Genomic DNA, 18,442 nt, shown 5'->3' on the forward strand with positions numbered 1-18,442 from the left:
TTTCTCTTTTTTTGGCAATATTTACTAATTTTTAAAAATACGTTAAAAATTTAAAAATATTCAGCCATCATTTTTTTTAATTTACCAATGTTAATTTTTTTTTAAATTACTATATTCACAATTCTCTTAGGTACAACAATGATTTTTTTAGGGGTTTTCCCTTCTAAAATCTGCTGTATTTTTTCATCAGCCAACACCAAATCCTCAACTTCCTTAGGCGATAACTGAGCAGAAAGTGACAATTTGAATTTTGTTTTGCCATTTACACTTACCGGATACTCAATTTCATCTTCTACCAGATAAGCCTCATTCAATACTGGGAATTTTTCAAATTCAATAGAAGCATTGTGTCCTAACAGATTCCAAAGCTCCTCACAGATGTGTGGTGCATAAGGAGAGATGATAACGGCTAAAGGTTCTAAAATATTGCGTTTGTTGCATTTTATTTTTTGCAATTCATTCACAGCAATCATAAATGAGGATACCGAAGTATTGAAAGAGAAGTTCTCGATATCAGAAACCACCTTCTTTATTAGGGTATGTAAAACCTTGTACTCTTCTTTTGTAGGCTCTTCGTCTGAAACTTCAAAAGTATCTCCATTGAAATATAAGTTCCAGAATTTTTTAAGGAAACCATAGACTCCACTTAATCCCTGAGTGTTCCAAGGTTTGGACTGCTCCAATGGTCCCAAGAACATTTCATACAATCTCAACCCGTCTGCTCCGTATTCGTCACAAATGTCGTCAGGATTTACCACATTGTATTTTGATTTGGACATTTTCTCTACTTCACGTTCTGTGATGTATTTTCCATCTTCCAAAATAAATTCTGCATCTGCATAATCCGGTCTCCATTGTCTGAATGCTTCAGTATCCAATTCATCTGATGTTCCTTTTAATAATGATACATCAACATGAATCTGCTGTGTCTGATAATCCTTTGCTAAGTTTTTAGATACATATTGATTAGTACCATCAATTCGGTATACAAAAGCACTCATTCCTAAAATCATTCCCTGATTGATCAATTTCTGGAAAGGTTCATTATGATTGATCCATCCTCTGTCTTTTAAGAACATATTCCAGAAACGTGAATATAATAAGTGTCCGGTTGCGTGTTCGCTACCTCCAATATATAAATCTACCTGCCCCCAATAATCTGAAAGATTCTTAGCACAAAACTCTCCGTCATTTTGAGGATCCATATATCTTAAGAAATACCATGAGCTTCCTGCCCAACCCGGCATGGTGGAAAGTTCTAAAGGAAAAACAGTTTTTTCATCAATCAAATCTGTAGACACCACTTTTTGGTTAGCTTCATCCCAAGCAAAAATTTTTGCATTTCCTAATGGTGGATCTCCGTCTTCAGTCGGTAAATATTTTTCAACTTCCGGAAGTTCCAACGGCAAAGCTGAAACTGGCAATGTGTAAGGCATGCTATCCTTATAATATATAGGAACCGGTTCTCCCCAATAACGCTGTCTTGAGAAAATAGCATCTCTCTGTTTATAATTAACAGTTCCGAAACCTATTCCTCTTTTTACAACCTCTTCAATGATTTTTGTTTTTGCCTCTTCATAGCTTAATCCGTTCAAGAAATCTGAGTTGATGCAAACACTGGTTTTGGAATCAAATGATTTTTCCTGAACATCTTCATCGGTCTCTACCACTTTTTTAATTTCCAATCCGAATTTCTTTGCGAATCTATGATCACGCTCATCATGAGCAGGTACTGCCATTACAGCTCCGGTTCCATACCCCATCAATACATAATCTGAAATATAGATCGGCATTTTTTCGTTGCTGAACGGATTGATCGCATAACTTCCCGTGAAAGCCCCTGAAACGGTCTTCACATCTGCCAGGCGGTCTCTTTCCGTTTTCTTGGAAGTTTCTTCTATATAATGATCTATTTCTGCTTTTTGAGCTTCAGTAGTAATGGTATCCACTAAAGGATTTTCCGGAGCCAACACCATAAATGTAGCACCGAAGATTGTATCAGGTCTTGTGGTGAATACTTCAATTACCTCATCATGGTTCTCCACCTGAAATGTTACCTGTGCTCCCTGTGATTTCCCGATCCAGTATTCCTGGGAATCTTTTAGAGGTTGTGGCCAGTCTAATGTTTTAAGACCTTGTAATAATCTTTCTGAATATGCAGAAATTCTCATACTCCACTGCATCATTTTCTTTTGATATACAGGGAATCCTCCCCTTTCCGATTTTCCGTCTTTTACCTCATCATTAGCCAAGACGGTTCCTAAAGCAGGGCACCAGTTTACAGTTGTCTCTGCTCTGTAGGCTAAACGATAATTTAATAAGATGTCTTCTTTATCAAGATCAGAAGCATTGTTCCACTCTTCTGCGGTGAAGTTCAATTCATCATTCTGATTAGCATTTAATCCTTCTGTTCCTTTTTCTTTAAAATGCTGAATCAATGTTTCTATAGATTCTGCCTTGTCTGTACTTTTATTGTACCATGAATGAAACAACTGGATAAAAATCCATTGTGTCCATTTATAATAGGAAGCATCAGAAGTTCTCACTTCTCTGCTCCAGTCAAAAGAGAAACCAATTTTTCTTAATTGCTCTTCATATCTGGTAATATTCTGTTCAGTAGTAATAGCGGGATGCTGTCCTGTTTGGATCGCATATTGCTCAGCAGGAAGTCCAAAGCTGTCGTAGCCTATTGGGTGCAGCACATTGAAACCCTGATGTCTTTTATATCTCGCATAAATATCTGATGCAATATATCCCAGCGGATGCCCTACATGAAGGCCGGCTCCTGAAGGATATGGAAACATATCAAGAACATAAAATTTAGGTTTGTCTGTGTTATTGGAAGTTTTATACGTTTGATTTTCTTCCCAGTATTTCTGCCACTTTTTTTCTATCTGCTGATGATCGTAAAACACTTTTTATAATTAGATGTTAGATTGTTAGACTTTAGATATTAAATATCTTCTTTTTAAAATTGAAAACTTCACAAAAATAAAGATTTTAAAAGAAATGGAACTTTAATTTTGAATTAATTCCTTTCAACGAAAAAATCCCATCTGAAGATGGGACCTTTTATCTTTATTTACATTCTGCTTATTACTGAGGAATTCTCTTTAAAGTATAAGTTACAGAATGGTATTCATTAGGATCTGTGGTATCTTCAATGGTAAGGTTCAACGTAGTTTCGTTGAGCGTCATCACTTTCCCTTTATCCGGAGTGACAATTCCCTGATACTTTATCTGGATAGCTTTACTACTCTTATCGTACGTATAAGTAAGATTACGTTCAAAAGTGGTATCACATTGTCCCGGAGTCGCACTGTCTCCCTTATCCGTTCTTTTTCCGGTTCCGCCTTCTGCGAATACCCATCTTCCTTCTTTCTGGCAGGTTGTATACGTAATTTCATCGGAAACACCAGCTCCACCTACAGGAACCGTTGTCACCACTTCTTTAATGGGCTGCCAAGTTCCTACTAACGGATATTCAATGGTAGTAGTATTGTCATCATCATTACATCCAGTAGCTACAAATAATGATAAACCTGCAAATAGTAATGCTAATTTCTTCATATATCAAATTTTTCAATCGCTAAAATTATAATTTTTTTGATTTATTTAATAGTTTTTTGTGAAAAATTATTTCAAAAACAAATATTTCTATCTATAATCAAATGTTTAATCTTAAAAATCGCTTTATTTATCAAAGATTCCCCGCATGTATGCTATTCCCATTTTATTAAAAAAGCTATTTTTGTACAAACAATACAAATGCAAGACATAACGAAAAATAATTTTGACTTTATACGTGTTCTCCTCGCTTTTATCGTCTTCCTCGGTCATTTAGGAACTCTAAGTGCTTCCAAAGAGCTTAAAATTCTTGAAAACAGCCCCATAGAAATTGCAGTTTTTGGCTTCTTTATTGTCAGCGGATTTCTTATTGCAAGAAGTTATGACAGGTCATCAAGTTTAAAAAGCTATTTAAAAAAGAGGATCAACAGGATTGTTCCTGCTTATTTATTGGTCATTTTTTTGTGTGCCACTTTGTTAAGTCTAGTAAGTACTTATTCTTTTACTGAATATTTTAGCAATACACAGGTTTATAAATATCTTTTCTGGAATTCTTTATTTTTAAACTTTAAAGCGCCCTGGCTTCCGGGAGTTTTCGGAAATCAGGCTGTGAATGGTGCTTTATGGACACTTAAGGTAGAGATGTGCTATTATTTTTGTGTGCCGTTATTATTTTTACTTTTCGGCAAAAACAATAAATACAGAACGCTCAGCTTAGTTATCATCTATTTTTTATCTCTTGTTTATCTTAATTATTTTGAAGCATTGGGTAAAATTTCAATGGCAAAGCAAATTCCGGGAGTATTATGTTATTTTATACCAGGAATGCTGATCTATTTCAATTTTGATCAATTCATTAAGTATAAGAATACTCTTATTATTATTGCATTGATTACAGTATGGATCGATCTGATTTTTGATATCAAATTATTCTCTCCGGCAATGATTGCTATCATTGTATTATACATTGCCTATTCTTTCAAATTTTTGAATAACTTCGGAAAATATGGTGATTTTACCTATGGGATTTATATCTTCCACTTTCCTATGATCAGGACTTTCACAACTTTAGGACTTTTTGCCCATTATAATCCTTACATCATGGCTGTATTATGTGCCTTGCTTGTAATAGCGGTAGGAGTTGCATCATGGCATTTGTATGAAAAAAGATTTTTATAATTTTGCAAGTAGAAAACACTCAATGAAAGATCTTGTTTCCATTATTACTCCCTCCTATAATTCTGCCGAGTTCATCGAAGAAACCATACAATCTGTCCTGAGCCAGACATATCAAAACTGGGAATGGCTGATTACGGATGATCTTTCGAAAGATAACACGGTTGAAATTCTAAAAAAATATAACGATCCGAGAATAAAACTTCATGTGCTGGAAAAAAACGGCGGTGCAGGAAATGCAAGAAATAAAAGCCTGGAAAGGGCGGAAGGAAGATACATTGCTTTCCTGGATTCCGACGATTACTGGCATCCTGATTATTTGCAGACTATGACCAATTATATGCAGGATCACCATGTAGAACTTGTCTATTGCAATTATTCAAGATGTAATGAACAACTGCAGCCTGTATTAAAGGATTTCATTGCAGACAGAATCGTTACGTTTTCCAATCTCCTGAAAACATGCAGATTGGCCCCGGTTTCTACAATGTATGACACAAAAAGAGTCGGTAAATTCTTATTCCCCGTAAAAAGTAAGCGGGAAGATCATGTGATGTGGCTGAATCTGCTTAAAGAAATCCCGGAAGGGCATCCGGTTCCACAAACTCTTGCTAAATACAGAATGCGTGAGAACAGCGTATCCCGCAAGAAAAAAAACATCATCATGGATCAATACCTGGTTTATAAGGATTTCATGGGATTTTCTACTTTAAAGTCTTTGTATTATACCGCAAATTGGGCAATGAACGGGTTTATGAAATATTCTAAGATTTTTAATTGATGGAATATTCAAAAGAGTTTAAAGCAGCTTTAAGTAATTTTTCCTCCATAGAAAAGGACCGTCTTATTTTCAGATTATTGAAAAAAGATAAGCTTTTATCTAAAAAACTGTATTTTGAACTTATTGATCAGGAAACTACTGACGACAAACGTGATGCTATGGAAGAGAACATCCGGGAAAAAGTTCTTTTATCTTCAAAATATATAGGAAATTCAAAATATTTCCTGAGCATCATCAGAAAAATAAGTGCTGAAATTACGGAACACGTGAAGATCACTACAGATAAATTCGGAGAGGTTTCTCTCAATATACTACTAATCAATAAGATTTTAGAATATAACGAAGATCTTAACAGACAACGATTCGATACTGTTTATAAACTTTATATTTATATCATTAATAAGGTTTTCAAAGCTCTGGTATTGGTCAAAAAGCTGGATGAAGATTACTGGATGGAAATAGATGAGTTGCTAAGTGAATTACATCAAAAAATCAATAACAATCATTATTTATTGAAACTTTGCAACAACAATAGCCTGAATCTCAACTGGCTGAAATCTGAAAACATTCCTGACAGTTTAGATTTGATTATGAAAGAGATTAAAAGCCAGGGGTATTTAAGATAAAATTTTTTCCAAGATAAGTTTGGAGGAATCTGGCTTACCATCAACAAAATTTCTGGCATTTTCAGACATTTTCTCCAATATCTCCTTATTGTTAAGAAGGAAAAATACAAAGTCGGCAGCAAGACCTTCTTTTTCAAAAGACCTTCCACCGTCCACAGAAATTAACTCATCTGCTTCCGGATTTTTTCTGTAATGATTCCCAAAAATCACAGGAACACCAAATGTTGCGGCTTCCAAAATATTATGCAATCCTGCATCATGAAAACCACCTCCCACAACAGCAATATCTGCATAAGAATACAATTTTGATAATAAACCAATGCTATCGATAATTAAAACTCTTGAACTAAAATCATGGATATTATTTTGCTTCACCTCACTATATAATAATGCATCGGGAAGAGTCTGTTTCAGGTTTTGAACTCTTTTTAAATCATGTGGAGCCATAATGACCTTTACATACGGATTACCTTTGATCACTTCTTCGGCAATCTTTTCTTCCGCCTGCCAAGAGCTTCCAAAAACCACCGTTTTTTCATTCCCAATAAATTCTTTAATGAAATCTATATGGTTATTACGCTCTCTTAATTGTTTTACACGATCAAATCTGGTATCACCTGCCACAGATGAATTGGTAAGACCTATACTTTTAGCCCATAAGAGAGATTCTTTCGTTTGATGAAAAAACCAGTCTATGTTTTTCTTCAACTGTTTGACAAACCATTTCCCGTACGAAGTGAAAAAGGCTTGTCTATCATAAAACAAAGCAGAAATCACATATGTTTTTACCTTCTGTTTCTTTAAGGTATCCAGAAGGTTGTACCAGTAATCATATTTCACTGTAAAAAACAACTCCGTATTGAATTGTGAAACGAATTCCTGAACAGTACGCTTTTTATCAAACGGCAGATAGCAGATCACATCTGCCAAATATTTCTTTTTAACTACATTTTCATATCCTGAAGGCGAGAAAAACGTTACCAGAATTTTATGCTGCGGAAATTGTTCTTTTAACTTTTCTAAAACAGGAAGTCCCTGTTCATATTCTCCTAAACTTGCGGCATGCATCCAGATCACCTTATCTGATTTTGAGAATGCTGATTTTACCAAATATAAAGATTGTTTCCTTCCTTCCACCCCTTTTTTCGTCTTCTCATTGAACCAGGAGAAAACCTTCATTCCAAAGATCAGGAGACTGATGAATATGTTATAAAGAAAGGACATTTCAGCTATTATTGGATTTCAATTCTGTCATTATTCGTAGAAGGACTGGAAATGACCAGAAATTCCAGATCTTCTGAAGTTTTATTGGAAATATTATGTTTGGATCCGGGTAAAATCGAGATACTTTCGCCGGCTTTCACAGTTAACTTTTCATCGTTTACATAAAATGTAGCTTCTCCCATGAAAATGTAAAAAAACTGTTCGGCATATTCATGAAAGTGAAGCTTCTCTGAAGTCCCGGAAGGCATTCTCTCCTGCTTTACCGATAAGTTTTGAGAATCTCTTAAAACCCAACTGTCACAATGGTTTCCCCATGCGTAGTATTCAGAATTTTCTTTTGAGCGTATCATTATTGTTCAAGTTTCCCTTTTTTAATCATACAAAATATATTCGCCCCAATCACAATCAATAAAAGGCTTAATAAAACAAAAACAGCATTTGTCATTTCTGTCAGTTTTCCCTGAGCCACCCATATACTCTCTACAATGATATCTCCGAATAAAAGTAAGACAGGAAGCAATATACTGTACATAAGCAGTCGTAGACTTTCCTTATTTCTATAGCTATCAGGAACATTTAGTAAGGGAGAATTTGGGTCTTTCGGAATTCCGACAAGAAGTAAAAATATAAAAGTTGCAACAGCAGGTAAAAACCAAATCGCTCTTTTTTCACTTTCTCCGTCTACCGTTCCATTAACTGCAAAGTGAGAAGGAATTATTTCAGGTAAACCTTTATATTCCATTGCTATGAATATCCAAATGAAAACAAGTAAAAGAATATTTACTGTTAACAATACATTGGAAATTTTCATCATTACAGTACGTTTTTAATCACTCTCAGTTTATGAGTATGCTTGTTAAGCTCCTTATTAAAAATCCCCGTGGAATCCAAAGTATCTATTCTCACTTTCCCCGAAGCATGGATAATCTTTTGATTGTCTAGCATTATTCCTACATGGATAATCTTACCTTCCGCATTTTCAAAGAAGGCCAAATCTCCCGGCTGGCTTTCTTCAACAAAGCTTAACGCCTCTCCTACTTCAGCCTGCTGGTAAGTATCTCTTGGAAGTTTTATATTATGAATTTTATATACTAATTGAGTAAATCCGGAACAATCTACTGCAAAAAAACTCTTTCCACCCCATAAATAAGGGACATTAATGAATTCTTTCGCTGTTAAGGCAATACTTTCCCGTACATCATGGCTTCGTCTTGAGGCTACGGCCGGAAATTCCACTTCAGAACCCATAGAAAGCAATGTCTTTCCGTCATTCATGATCACGGAAGAAAAGTCTTCGGTAATAATCGTCACTTTTCTCTTGGACAACTCTTCATCGGTTACCGATTTTATCTGTTTGGTATCCATCCAGCCTTCATAGCCATCATAGTGCATTTTTATTTTGGTCCAGTTTTTATTTACTTCCAAAATATCCGCACTTTCTCCAAACAATATTTCCGTAACGATTTCCGCTTTGTCCGAATTTTCCGCACGAACCGGTGCTACCGTAACAATACAAATTCCTTTATTCATAATATTTAACTGAGAACTTTACGTCTCATCTTTTTATTTTCTTCTAAGAAAATTAACTCCGTCTCGCAAAGGTAAAATAAGATTTTCAAAATCGTCATCCTTTGCAATTAAATCATTAAGCTCTTTAATAATTTGAGTAGACTTTTGTTTAGGGTTTTCTTCCAGCACTTTTCCATACCAAAGCACATTATCGAACATTACAACTGATCCTGATTTCGTTCTAGGCTTGATCAGTTTAAAATATTCTACATAATTCTCTTTATCCGCATCTATAAATACAAGATCAAAGACCTCATCGGTTTCTCGAAGGAATTCTTTGGCATCTTGAAGTTTAAAGTTAATCTGGTTGGAATATTTACTTTCGGCAAAATATTTTTGGGGTAAATAAGCCAAATCTTCATTTACATCCAAAGTGGTTATTTTCCCGTCTTCAGAAAGGCCTTCAGTAAGACAAAGAGTTGCATATCCTGTAAAAGTACCGATTTCCAACACATTTTGAGGCCTCACCATCTGAGAGATCATTGTTAAAAGTCTCCCTTGCTGATATCCTGAAATCATGTGGGGCTGCGTAGTTTTCTGAAAGGTTTCTCTTCGTAATTTTCGCAGAATTTCCGGTTCAGAAGACGCATGGGTTTCCAGGTATCTGTCCATTTCGGGATTCTTCTCTTCAAAAAAGCTCATTCGTCCTAAATTTTGTTATTCAAATGTAGTAAATATAATGAAAAGCCGAAAAAGCAGCTTTCAAAAAATACCGTAAAAACCCGGATACTTTTATAAGGATTTCTAAAATATCTTTGCTTCATAAACTAAGGAAAGAACAAAATAGCTATGAACACTGAAAAAACCGTTAAAAAGAAAACTAAAAATCAAATCATCAGAAAAAATTATCCTTCGAATCAATCTTCCCCTAAAAATAAAGCAGAAATATCCAATTCATTTTTTCATCGAATTATTTCTTTACTGAAAAAAGAAGAATTAATTTAATTGAAAATAAAAATCCCGAAATAATTTCGGGATTTTTATTTATTATTTGATGGGTAATTATTTCTTAGGAGCAATATCCATAAGCTTCATGAATTCGTCAAGCTTAGGCATAATGATAATTTCTGTTCTTCTGTTTTCCGCTCTTCCAGAAACACTCATATTCGTTGCTTTAGGATTGTACTCGGAACGACCTCCTGCCGTAATTCTTGAAGGGTCTACTCCAAATTGCGTTTGCAAGATCTTAGCAATTGCCGTACCTCTCAATGCAGAAAGATCCCAGTTGTCTCTTGGCAGATTTGCAGAATTTAAAGGTGCGTTATCTGTGTTTCCTTCAATCAATACAGAATACTTATCGTAATCATTGATCACTTTGGCTACTTTACCTAAAACTTCCTGTGCAGCAGGCAATACATTGTAATCTCCTGTTTTATAAAGCATTTTATCAGAAAGGGAGATCATTACAACACCTTTAAGAACTTTTACCTGAACATCATCATCCGCTACATTATCCAAAGATCTTTTCAGCTTGTTGGATAAAGCCAAATTTAAACTGTCATTTTTCGCATTGCTTGAAATCAATTGCTTGATATAAGAGTTGGAAGCATTAATCTCTCCTACTAGCTTATCAATATTAGCCGAACTTTTTCCGCTGTTTGCCAAACATGCATCCAAAGATGATTTTAAAGCATCATGCTGGCTTTTCAATAAATTGTTTTCACCTGACAATGCAGAGTTCTGAGCTTTTAAATCCTGGATTTCTCTTTGTCTTTCACCAATATTTTCAATACACTGCTTGTAATTGGTATTTAAAGCATCATATTGCTTTTTGCTGATACAAGATGTCATTCCCAACACCATTGCAGAAACTGCTAAAATTTTAAATATCTTCATAAGTAATCTGTTTTAGACGAATCAAAGTTAGGGAAATTCAATTGAATTATATGGATTATCTTTGCATAAAAGAAATCCTCTATCTCCATGCTGGAAAGAAAAAGCTTCAAAAATCAGTTACAATATCTGGTGAATTCTCCTGAAAATCATTCCTATCTTTTAGCAGTGAGCGGCGGTGCGGATTCTATGGTTTTGGCTTCGTTATTTCTGGAGATGAGAGAAGAGATGAAGAATTCGGGGTTCGAGTTTCAGGTAGCCCATATCAACTATAAACTTCGTGGAGAAGATTCTGATCTGGACCAAAAAACCGTCCAGGATTTCTGTGAAAAATACCACATCAAATTTCATCTATATGAGGTTTCTGAAAAAGATCAAAAGACTGATAATTCTATCCAGCTCTGGGCGAGAGAACTTCGTTATCAATTTTTCAAACAGGTTCAGGAAAAAGAGAAGCTTGAATTTTTGATTACAGCACATCATTTGAACGATCAGCTGGAAACATTCATCATCCATCTTTCAAAAGCAGCAGGGATTAATGGTCTGTCGGGAATCCCGGCTAATGACAATAAGATTCTTCGTCCTCTTTTATCTTTTTCAAAAGAAGATATTTATGAGTTTGCGAAAGCAAATAATGTAAAATATCGTGAGGACCTTTCGAACAAAAAAAATGACTATCTAAGAAATAAAATCCGGAACGAAATTGTTCCGAAACTTCTGGAGACTAATGATCATTTTCTGGAAAATTTTAAAAAAAGTGTTTTTTACCTGAATCAGACGAAGAGCTTTGTTCAACAACAGATCAGGGAGATCGAAAAAAAACTTTCAACATTTAACCTGGATCATGTCATCTTATCCAAAGAAAAATTACAGCTGGAAAGTGATTTTGTACAATTCGAAATTTTAAAACAATACGGATTTGATCAGATAGAGGAAATCCCTAAAATTTTCAAGGCTGAAAACGGAAGCTCTTTTTTTTCCAAAGATTTTGAGCTGAAGACCGGCCGAAATGAACTGGTCATCTTCAACAGATATGCAAAAAAAATGTCAAAGGAAGGAGTCATCCTGATTGAACAATTTGATTTTGACGAAAACCAGATCAACATCAATCTGAAAGACCATATGGAAGACATTGAAGAAATCAATAAGGATTTTGAATGGGATTTCGATGCGGAGAAACTCCGTTTCCCACTGCAATTAAGAAAACAGCAGGAAGGAGATGTTTTTTATCCTTCGGGGTTTTCAGGCAAAAAGAAGGTCTCCAAGTTTTTTAGGGACGAAAAATTATCTATTTTAGCAAAGCAAAAAATCTGGTTGCTGACGGACAGTAATGATACAGTTCTAGGTGTTATTCCTTTCCGGCAGGACAGAAGATACGCGAAGGATGAGAAAGCGAAATATATTCTCAAAATTTTTAATGAAAAGTAAAATGAAATTCAGAAACTGGTTTTTATTAATCCTATTATTCTTATTCTCAGGAATCAATGCACAAATAAAAAATCCTGTAAAGTTCAAATTCACGATCAATGACCTAGGCAACAATCAGTATGAAGCTGTTTTAAATGCCACTATGGAAAGTGGATGGCATATCTATTCCAAAGATCTTCCACCAGATACAGGAATCCCGACTGAATACAAAGTCTCCGGGAAGAATATAGAATTGATTGGAAAGTTTACGGAGGTAGGTAAAAAACATGAAGAATTTTCTGAAGCCTTCGGAGGTACCATTGTATACTACTCTAATACAGCCGGTTTCAAACAAAAATTCAAATTAAAAGACCCTGCAAAACCTGCAGATGTAACTTCTGAAATCACATATCAAACCTGTGACGACAGGGTTTGTTTAGCCCCCAATACATTAGAGTTCAATCAAAAAGTAACTCCAAAAGGAGCTCCTGAAGAAGTAACAGACAATAAAACGGAAGAAATAAAAGATTCTGCAAAAACGGCGGAAGTGACTGTTGTTGCTCCGGCAAATGCAACAGTGACTGTTACAGAAAACTCTCAGCTTGATCCAAAAAAGTTAAAGATTGAAACATTAAATTTCAAAAAACCTTTAACCAACTGCGGTACAGCCTCTGAAAAGATGGATGAAAATTACTGGACGTATTTGTTCTTAGGATTTATCGGAGGGTTAATTGCTTTATTGACACCTTGCGTTTTCCCGATGATTCCGTTAACGGTATCCTTCTTTACTAAAGGAAATAAAAACAAAGCAAAAGGAAAAAGAGATGCACTTATCTATGGTTTTTTCATTCTTTTAATCTTTGTTTTATTGAGTGTACCATTCCATTTGATCGATGGAATTGCAGGAAATATTTTCAATGAAATCTCTACAAGCGTATGGCTGAATATTGTATTCTTTATCATATTCATTTTCTTCGCGGGAAGTTTCTTCGGATATTATGACATTACATTACCAAGCTCTATTGCCAACAAATCTTCTAAAGCAGAAGAAGCTGGTGGAATTATTGGTATTTTCTTCATGGCATTGACGCTGGTAATTGTTTCCTTCTCTTGTACAGGCCCTATTTTAGGAAGTTTACTGGGGAGTGCTGTTACAGGCTCAGCCAATGTTCCAATGCTGCTTACTTTTGCATTGGCCGGATTTGGGTTAGCATGGGCAATCGTTTTTGGATTATTGGCTTTATTCCCACAAGCTTTACAAAGTCTTCCGAAATCCGGAGGATGGATGAATACGGTAAAAGTGGTTCTTGGTTTTGTGGAACTGGCTCTAGCTTTAAAATTCTTATCTAAAGCGGATCTTGTTTCTAAAACTTTCTTATTGAAAAGAGAGCTTTTCATTGTGATCTGGATTATAATCACCATTGGATTGACTTTATATTTATTCGGACTGATAAGATTTCCTCACGATGATAAGAAGCCTAAAATTTCTATCACCAGAAAAATATTGGGAGCTTTAGGAATTGGTTTTGTAATCTATCTGATCCAGGGATTAATTCCATCAGACCGCCCGAAACTACAATTATTAAGTGGAATTTTACCTCCATTAAACGTAAGCTACTTCCATGATGAAAAGGACGGAATTTTAGGAATGCATCCTGAACACGATTTCTTTAAAGCGATTGAAATAGCCAAGCAGGAAAACAAACCAATTCTCATAGACTTCACAGGATACGGTTGTGAAAACTGTAGAAAAATGGAGGAATTTGTCTGGAGTGAGCCGGATATTCTACCTATTCTTCAGAATGATGTTGTACTAGCCTCTCTGTATGTTGACGACAAAGAAGAGCTCCCTGAAGATCAACAGACTAAAATTGACTTAGGAGAAGGACAGGTGAAAAAAGTGAAAACAATTGGCGACAGATGGAGTTTGTTCCAACAGGTGAATTTTAATAATAATTCTCAACCTCACTATGTGTTGGTAACTCCGGGCGGAAAAGTGATTAACACCCCGGTTTCCGGATATATGCCTAAAGAAGATTTCAAGAAATTTCTGGAGTGTGGAGTTAATTTTTACAAGCAGAATAAATAGATAATTTTTCATATACAAAATATAGAAGCCTCACCCTTTTGGGTGAGGCTTTTTACATTTATTAGAAAAATCTCTACACTTACTAATTTTGTTATCAATAACAATTCAAATTCTTAATAATTTTATCATATTAGTAGCTTGTATTAAGTTATTGTTAATAATAAAAACATATAAATTCAAGACATAAATAATCATAGCAATAAAGTATTATGAATTTAAAATTTACTTCTTTAATTTTCTTATTATTAAACTCATTGGTTCTATCCCAGATCCCATCCATTCAATGGCAAAAATCTTTTGGGGGATCAAATAATGAAACAGCAAAATCTATTGTACAAACTCCGGACGGAGGATACATCACTGCTGGATTTTCAAAATCTTCTGATGGAAATGCAACCATAAATCAGGGAGATAATGATTTCTGGGTAGTGAAAATGGATGCTTTAGGAACTTTTCAGTGGCAGAAGTCTCTTGGCGGATCTGGCGACGATCAGGCAAACTCTATCTGTACTACCTCAGACGGGGGATATGTTGTCGCAGGTTTCACCAATTCATCTAATGGAGACATTACCCTGAACAAAGGATTTTCAGATTACTGGATTGTAAAACTAAATGCACTCGGAAATATAGTCTGGCAAAAAACATATGGTGGCCAAGCTCAAGACATTGCAACCTCTGTAAAGCAAACTACCGACGGAGGATATATCGTAACCGGATATTCGAGTTCAAGCAATGGAGACATTACCGGAAACCACGGTCAAACCGATTACTGGGTAGTAAAATTAGACTCTTCAGGAAATTTGCAATGGCAAAAAGCTCTGGGTGGCACCAATAATGAAAGAGCTTTTGAAATTCAGCAGACCAGTGACGGAGGTTATATTGTATCGGGAGATACCTACTCTTCAAACAGCGGAGACGTATCTAGTGCCGCCTTCGGATCGCGAGATTTTTGGATCGTAAAACTCGGAAGTACGGGTAATATTACATGGGAAAAACGTTTCGGCGGTTCCGGAGAGGATAATGCTTATTCTATAAATCAAACTTCAGACAGCGGTTACATTATATCAGGTACTACCACTTCTATTAACGGAAATATAAGTTTTAACAACGGTCAAGGAGATTTCTGGATTATTAAGCTGGATGCATTAGGTAATCTACAATGGGAAAAAGCTCTGGGAAGCGTTACTTATGATCAGGCTTATTCAGTAAAACAAACTCCGGACGGAAACTATATCGCTACAGGATACCTCTCTTCAAATACCGGAGTTGCCGAATCTGAGCCTTTGGCTTCTACACAATATTGGGTAGTAAAATTAGACACTTTAGGAAACTTATTATGGCATAAATCATATGGTGGAAATGGAAACGAGGCGGCTTATAGCATTATTTCTACCACAGATGGTGGATTAGCTGTAGCAGGATATTCAAATACAAATCCCAATAACGGGGATGTTACCGGAAACCATGGTCAACTTGATTTTTGGATTTTAAAGTTAAGCGGATCTAAAGAATTAGGAACCATGGAGAATAATGCTTCTGAAAAACCAATATTGTATCCCAACCCGACAAAAGATTTTGTCTATATCAATCACCTTCCGAAAGAAAGCATAGTGACTATTTTTGATATTGTAGGAAGAAAGGTTTTCAGCAAAAAATATTCTCAGACAAATATTTCCATTGAAACCTCAACATTTGCAAACGGAGTGTATATCATTCAAATTGACAGTGTAGAAAAAAATATTCTTTCTGAAAAATTAATTATTAGAAAATAAATTCCATATTCTTAAAATGTTATAAAACCTTATGAATTTTTAAATTCATAGGGTTTTTACATATTGACAATTTAATAAAATCAAATTTTTATTGCCATTTTAAAATTTTAGGCATCAACTTTGTATGGATTCAATTAATCACATACCGTTTAACCTATTAAAATATGAATTATGGCTGAAGTTATTGCACAAGAGAAACAAGGCGGAAAACAAAGAAAAAAACTGATCCGTATCGATATGACCCCAATGGTAGACTTAGGGTTTTTATTAATTACCTTTTTCATGTTCACTACCAATTTTACAAAACCTAATGTAATGGATCTGGGATTGCCGGCAAAAGATCCAAACCCGGACCCGATCCACACTCCTCCTATTGATGTGAGAAATCAAATTACCTTCATTCTTGGAAAAGACAATCGTATATTTTATCATCAAAGCTCTTCAGAGAATTTAAACACTAGTAATTTAAAAGAAACAGACCTTAGCGGAATGAATGTACCAAAATTGATTGCAGAAGCCTATAACAAAGCTCCTAGAAAAGAAATTTTCACCATCATCATCAAACCTACTGATGAGTCAAACTATAAAAACTTTGTGGATATGCTGGATAATGTTACCATCGCTAAAAAAGAACGATACGGTGTCACTGATATCAAACCATGGGAACAGAAGGTATATAACGAATTGACAAAATAAAAAGAAAGAGCATTTAAAATGCTCTTTTTTACTTAAATTTGGGAGATATGATTTCATCCGGCTAGTTGTAATGGTTCGGGATTTGCAGATCATATCCATATTTTAATTTTGAGATCATGCTATACTTTGAAAGAAAAGGAAACGGAAAAGAAACACTGGTACTGCTTCACGGTTTTATGGAAAACCTTTCCATATGGGATGATATGGAACCTCATCTTTCCGAAAACTTTTCTCTACTGAAAATTGATCTTCCCGGCCATGGAAAATCTGATATTTTAGCAGAAGTACACACCGTGGAACTTATGGCTGATGAAGTAAAAAAAGTGATAGACGATCAGAATTTAACCAAAATACATCTGTTGGGGCACTCCATGGGAGGTTATGTATCTTTAGCTTTTGCCGAAAAATACCCTGATACCCTTAAAAGTTTAACCTTATTTTTTTCCACCTATCTTCCCGATGACGAAGAGAAAAAGAAACAACGCATAAAAAGCTACAGGATTATCAAAGAAGCCTTCTCCAATTATGCAAGAGCCGGAATTCCGAATCTGTTCAACCCCAATGAGAGAGACATTCTGGAGGGAAAAATAGAAACAGCACTTCAAATTGCACTTTCCACCAACAATTTAGGAGCTTTGGCTTGCGTAAAAGGCATGGTTGAAAGAACAGATAAAAAACATGTCTTAGAAAACCTTGAGTCTAAAATTCTGGTATTGACCGGCAAGCATGACAATGCTGTAAAAACCGAGAACACCATAAAAAATCTTCCGGACAGAACCAACATCAAGTCTTATGTTCTGGATTGCGGACACAATGGACACTGGGAAAAGCCTTGCATCTGTGCAGAAATCATCAATACAGAACTGCTTCACAATATGCCGAAAAAATTAGTTCTTTAAAATATGGGGCTGTTTTCTTTCAAAAAAAAGAAGCCAATAATCGGCTTGACACTTTCCGGTGGCGGAATGCGCGGAATTGCTCACATCGCCGTATTAAAAGCTTTGGAAGAATATCATCTGAAACCACATATCATTTCAGGAACAAGCGCAGGATCTATCATCGGAGCTTTTTATTCTTTAGGTAAAACACCGGATGAAATGATAGAGATCGTAAAACAGACTACTTTTTTTTCACGGTCTTATCTGAGGCTTTCCAAAAACGGGATCTTTAGCTCAAGTTTTATTTTAAAACTATTTAAGGATCATTTCCCTGAGGATAATTTCAGTATTTTAAAAATTCCTGTTTATGTAACGGCTACGGAATTAACTCACGGAATCGTTGATTTCTTTTCTGAAGGAGAACTTTTCGGTCCTCTTTTGGCTTCTTCGAGTGTCCCTTTTGTCCTTCCACCTGTACGGATCGGTGAAAAACTATATGTTGACGGTGGTGTTTTGGATAACCTGCCTATTGAACCCATTATTGATAAATGCGATTTTCTGATAGCTTCCCACGTTAATTCCATCAGCTATGATGAGCTTAAAAACATGAGCTTAATGAAGGAATTCGACAGAATTTTACACCTTGCCATCGCCAAATCGGTGTATTCTAAAGCCAAATCCTGTGATATATTCCTTGACCCTCCTAAAATGACCAAGTTCAGCCTTTTCAATAAGAAAAATCTTGATGAAATGTTCAAAGAAGTGTATGACTATACCTGCAAAGAATTAGAGGACAAAGGATACACAAGGACCATTATCTGATA

General features: G+C 35.4%; 17 protein-coding genes. 9 read left to right on the forward strand and 8 right to left on the reverse strand.

Annotated elements, in window-relative coordinates; all coding sequences use genetic code 11:
- Positions 1-101: 101 nt before the first annotated feature.
- Both leuS and EGI05_RS12895 read right to left on the reverse strand, forming a co-directional pair.
- Positions 102-2,915 (reverse strand): leucine--tRNA ligase, encoded by a 2,814-nt coding sequence (leuS, locus tag EGI05_RS12890; protein ID WP_123263460.1) that lies wholly within the window; start codon positions 2,913-2,915, stop codon positions 102-104.
- A 181-nt stretch (positions 2,916-3,096) separates the two neighbouring features.
- Positions 3,097-3,570 carry a lipocalin-like domain-containing protein gene (locus tag EGI05_RS12895; protein WP_123263461.1) on the reverse strand — a complete coding sequence of 158 codons (474 nt, stop codon included), beginning with the start codon at positions 3,568-3,570 and terminating at the stop codon, positions 3,097-3,099.
- A gap of 198 nt (positions 3,571-3,768) precedes the next feature.
- Here EGI05_RS12895 and EGI05_RS12900 point away from each other — a divergent pair, with 198 nt between their 5' ends.
- Genes EGI05_RS12900 through EGI05_RS12910 form a run of 3 tightly spaced genes read left to right on the forward strand, consistent with a single transcriptional unit; the run spans position 3,769 to position 6,150 of the window.
- On the forward strand, positions 3,769-4,746 hold the full coding sequence (locus tag EGI05_RS12900; protein ID WP_123263462.1) for an acyltransferase family protein: 978 nt from the start codon (positions 3,769-3,771) through the stop codon (positions 4,744-4,746).
- Between the two features lie 22 nt (positions 4,747-4,768).
- Positions 4,769-5,524, forward strand: a complete 756-nt coding sequence (locus tag EGI05_RS12905; protein WP_123263546.1) for a glycosyltransferase family 2 protein — start codon at positions 4,769-4,771, stop codon at positions 5,522-5,524.
- Positions 5,524-6,150, forward strand: a complete 627-nt coding sequence (locus tag EGI05_RS12910) for a deoxyuridine 5'-triphosphate nucleotidohydrolase (RefSeq protein ID WP_123263463.1) — start codon at positions 5,524-5,526, stop codon at positions 6,148-6,150. Before EGI05_RS12905 ends, EGI05_RS12910 begins: the two co-directional genes overlap by 1 nt.
- On the opposite strand, the gene EGI05_RS12915 is transcribed toward EGI05_RS12910, so the two are convergent.
- The 6 genes from EGI05_RS12915 to EGI05_RS12940 form a co-directional block, all read right to left on the reverse strand.
- Positions 6,142-7,374 (reverse strand): 3-deoxy-D-manno-octulosonic acid transferase, encoded by a 1,233-nt coding sequence (locus EGI05_RS12915; protein ID WP_123263464.1) that lies wholly within the window; start codon positions 7,372-7,374, stop codon positions 6,142-6,144. The genes EGI05_RS12910 and EGI05_RS12915 overlap by 9 nt on opposite strands.
- Before the next feature lie 8 nt (positions 7,375-7,382).
- Positions 7,383-7,724, reverse strand: coding sequence for a cupin domain-containing protein (locus EGI05_RS12920; RefSeq protein ID WP_123263465.1), 342 nt, complete (start codon positions 7,722-7,724; stop codon positions 7,383-7,385).
- Positions 7,724-8,188: a DUF1648 domain-containing protein gene (locus EGI05_RS12925; RefSeq protein ID WP_123263466.1), complete on the reverse strand. Its 465-nt coding sequence runs from the start codon at positions 8,186-8,188 to the stop codon at positions 7,724-7,726. Before EGI05_RS12925 ends, EGI05_RS12920 begins: the two co-directional genes overlap by 1 nt.
- Positions 8,188-8,904 carry a C40 family peptidase gene (locus EGI05_RS12930; protein ID WP_123263467.1) on the reverse strand — a complete coding sequence of 239 codons (717 nt, stop codon included), beginning with the start codon at positions 8,902-8,904 and terminating at the stop codon, positions 8,188-8,190. The genes EGI05_RS12925 and EGI05_RS12930 overlap by 1 nt, the downstream gene beginning before the upstream one ends.
- Positions 8,905-8,937: 33 nt before the next feature.
- Positions 8,938-9,585, reverse strand: a complete 648-nt coding sequence (locus tag EGI05_RS12935; protein ID WP_123263468.1) for an O-methyltransferase — start codon at positions 9,583-9,585, stop codon at positions 8,938-8,940.
- A gap of 360 nt (positions 9,586-9,945) precedes the next feature.
- The gene (locus EGI05_RS12940) at positions 9,946-10,779 is read right to left on the reverse strand and encodes an OmpA family protein (RefSeq protein ID WP_123263469.1); all 834 of its coding nucleotides are present in this window, start codon (positions 10,777-10,779) and stop codon (positions 9,946-9,948) included.
- An 87-nt stretch (positions 10,780-10,866) separates the two neighbouring features.
- On the opposite strand from EGI05_RS12940, the gene tilS reads away from it, so the two are divergent.
- The 6 genes from tilS to EGI05_RS12970 all read left to right on the forward strand — a co-directional run bounded on the left by tilS (position 10,867) and on the right by EGI05_RS12970 (position 18,440).
- A complete protein-coding gene (gene tilS, locus EGI05_RS12945) occupies positions 10,867-12,204 on the forward strand; it encodes a tRNA lysidine(34) synthetase TilS (RefSeq protein ID WP_123263470.1) in 1,338 nt (445 codons plus the stop codon).
- 1 nt (position 12,205) lies between these two features.
- Positions 12,206-14,272, forward strand: coding sequence for a protein-disulfide reductase DsbD family protein (locus EGI05_RS12950; RefSeq protein WP_123263547.1), 2,067 nt, complete (start codon positions 12,206-12,208; stop codon positions 14,270-14,272).
- 209 nt (positions 14,273-14,481) lie between these two features.
- The gene (locus EGI05_RS12955; RefSeq protein WP_123263471.1) at positions 14,482-16,044 is read left to right on the forward strand and encodes a T9SS type A sorting domain-containing protein; all 1,563 of its coding nucleotides are present in this window, start codon (positions 14,482-14,484) and stop codon (positions 16,042-16,044) included.
- A gap of 171 nt (positions 16,045-16,215) precedes the next feature.
- Positions 16,216-16,740, forward strand: a complete 525-nt coding sequence (locus EGI05_RS12960; RefSeq protein WP_123263472.1) for a biopolymer transporter ExbD — start codon at positions 16,216-16,218, stop codon at positions 16,738-16,740.
- Between the two features lie 116 nt (positions 16,741-16,856).
- Positions 16,857-17,639: an alpha/beta fold hydrolase gene (locus EGI05_RS12965; RefSeq protein ID WP_123263473.1), complete on the forward strand. Its 783-nt coding sequence runs from the start codon at positions 16,857-16,859 to the stop codon at positions 17,637-17,639.
- Between the two features lie 3 nt (positions 17,640-17,642).
- Complete coding sequence (locus tag EGI05_RS12970) at positions 17,643-18,440, forward strand: patatin-like phospholipase family protein (protein ID WP_123263474.1); 798 nt, start codon at positions 17,643-17,645, stop codon at positions 18,438-18,440.
- Positions 18,441-18,442: the final 2 nt, after the last annotated feature.

Origin of the sequence: Chryseobacterium daecheongense, from assembly GCF_003729955.1 — a bacterium.
In the GTDB taxonomy this organism is placed as follows: domain Bacteria; phylum Bacteroidota; class Bacteroidia; order Flavobacteriales; family Weeksellaceae; genus Chryseobacterium; species Chryseobacterium daecheongense.

Excerpts from the sequence above, each read along its gene's own strand:
- EGI05_RS12940 (WP_123263469.1), bottom strand. The coding sequence starts at position 10,779 with ATGAAGATATTTAAAATTTTAGCAGTTTCTGCAATGGTGTTGGGAATG.
- EGI05_RS12930 (WP_123263467.1), bottom strand. The coding sequence starts at position 8,904 with ATGAATAAAGGAATTTGTATTGTTACGGTAGCACCGGTTCGTGCGGAA.
- EGI05_RS12965 (WP_123263473.1), top strand. The coding sequence starts at position 16,857 with ATGCTATACTTTGAAAGAAAAGGAAACGGAAAAGAAACACTGGTACTG.
- EGI05_RS12905 (WP_123263546.1), top strand. The coding sequence starts at position 4,769 with ATGAAAGATCTTGTTTCCATTATTACTCCCTCCTATAATTCTGCCGAG.
- EGI05_RS12920 (WP_123263465.1), bottom strand. The coding sequence starts at position 7,724 with ATGATACGCTCAAAAGAAAATTCTGAATACTACGCATGGGGAAACCAT.
- EGI05_RS12970 (WP_123263474.1), top strand. The coding sequence starts at position 17,643 with ATGGGGCTGTTTTCTTTCAAAAAAAAGAAGCCAATAATCGGCTTGACA.
- EGI05_RS12935 (WP_123263468.1), bottom strand. The coding sequence starts at position 9,585 with ATGAGCTTTTTTGAAGAGAAGAATCCCGAAATGGACAGATACCTGGAA.
- EGI05_RS12960 (WP_123263472.1), top strand. The coding sequence starts at position 16,216 with ATGGCTGAAGTTATTGCACAAGAGAAACAAGGCGGAAAACAAAGAAAA.
- EGI05_RS12895 (WP_123263461.1), bottom strand. The coding sequence starts at position 3,570 with ATGAAGAAATTAGCATTACTATTTGCAGGTTTATCATTATTTGTAGCT.
- EGI05_RS12915 (WP_123263464.1), bottom strand. The coding sequence starts at position 7,374 with ATGTCCTTTCTTTATAACATATTCATCAGTCTCCTGATCTTTGGAATG.
- tilS (WP_123263470.1), top strand. The coding sequence starts at position 10,867 with ATGCTGGAAAGAAAAAGCTTCAAAAATCAGTTACAATATCTGGTGAAT.
- EGI05_RS12900 (WP_123263462.1), top strand. The coding sequence starts at position 3,769 with ATGCAAGACATAACGAAAAATAATTTTGACTTTATACGTGTTCTCCTC.
- EGI05_RS12955 (WP_123263471.1), top strand. The coding sequence starts at position 14,482 with ATGAATTTAAAATTTACTTCTTTAATTTTCTTATTATTAAACTCATTG.
- EGI05_RS12950 (WP_123263547.1), top strand. The coding sequence starts at position 12,206 with ATGAAATTCAGAAACTGGTTTTTATTAATCCTATTATTCTTATTCTCA.
- EGI05_RS12925 (WP_123263466.1), bottom strand. The coding sequence starts at position 8,188 with ATGATGAAAATTTCCAATGTATTGTTAACAGTAAATATTCTTTTACTT.
- EGI05_RS12910 (WP_123263463.1), top strand. The coding sequence starts at position 5,524 with ATGGAATATTCAAAAGAGTTTAAAGCAGCTTTAAGTAATTTTTCCTCC.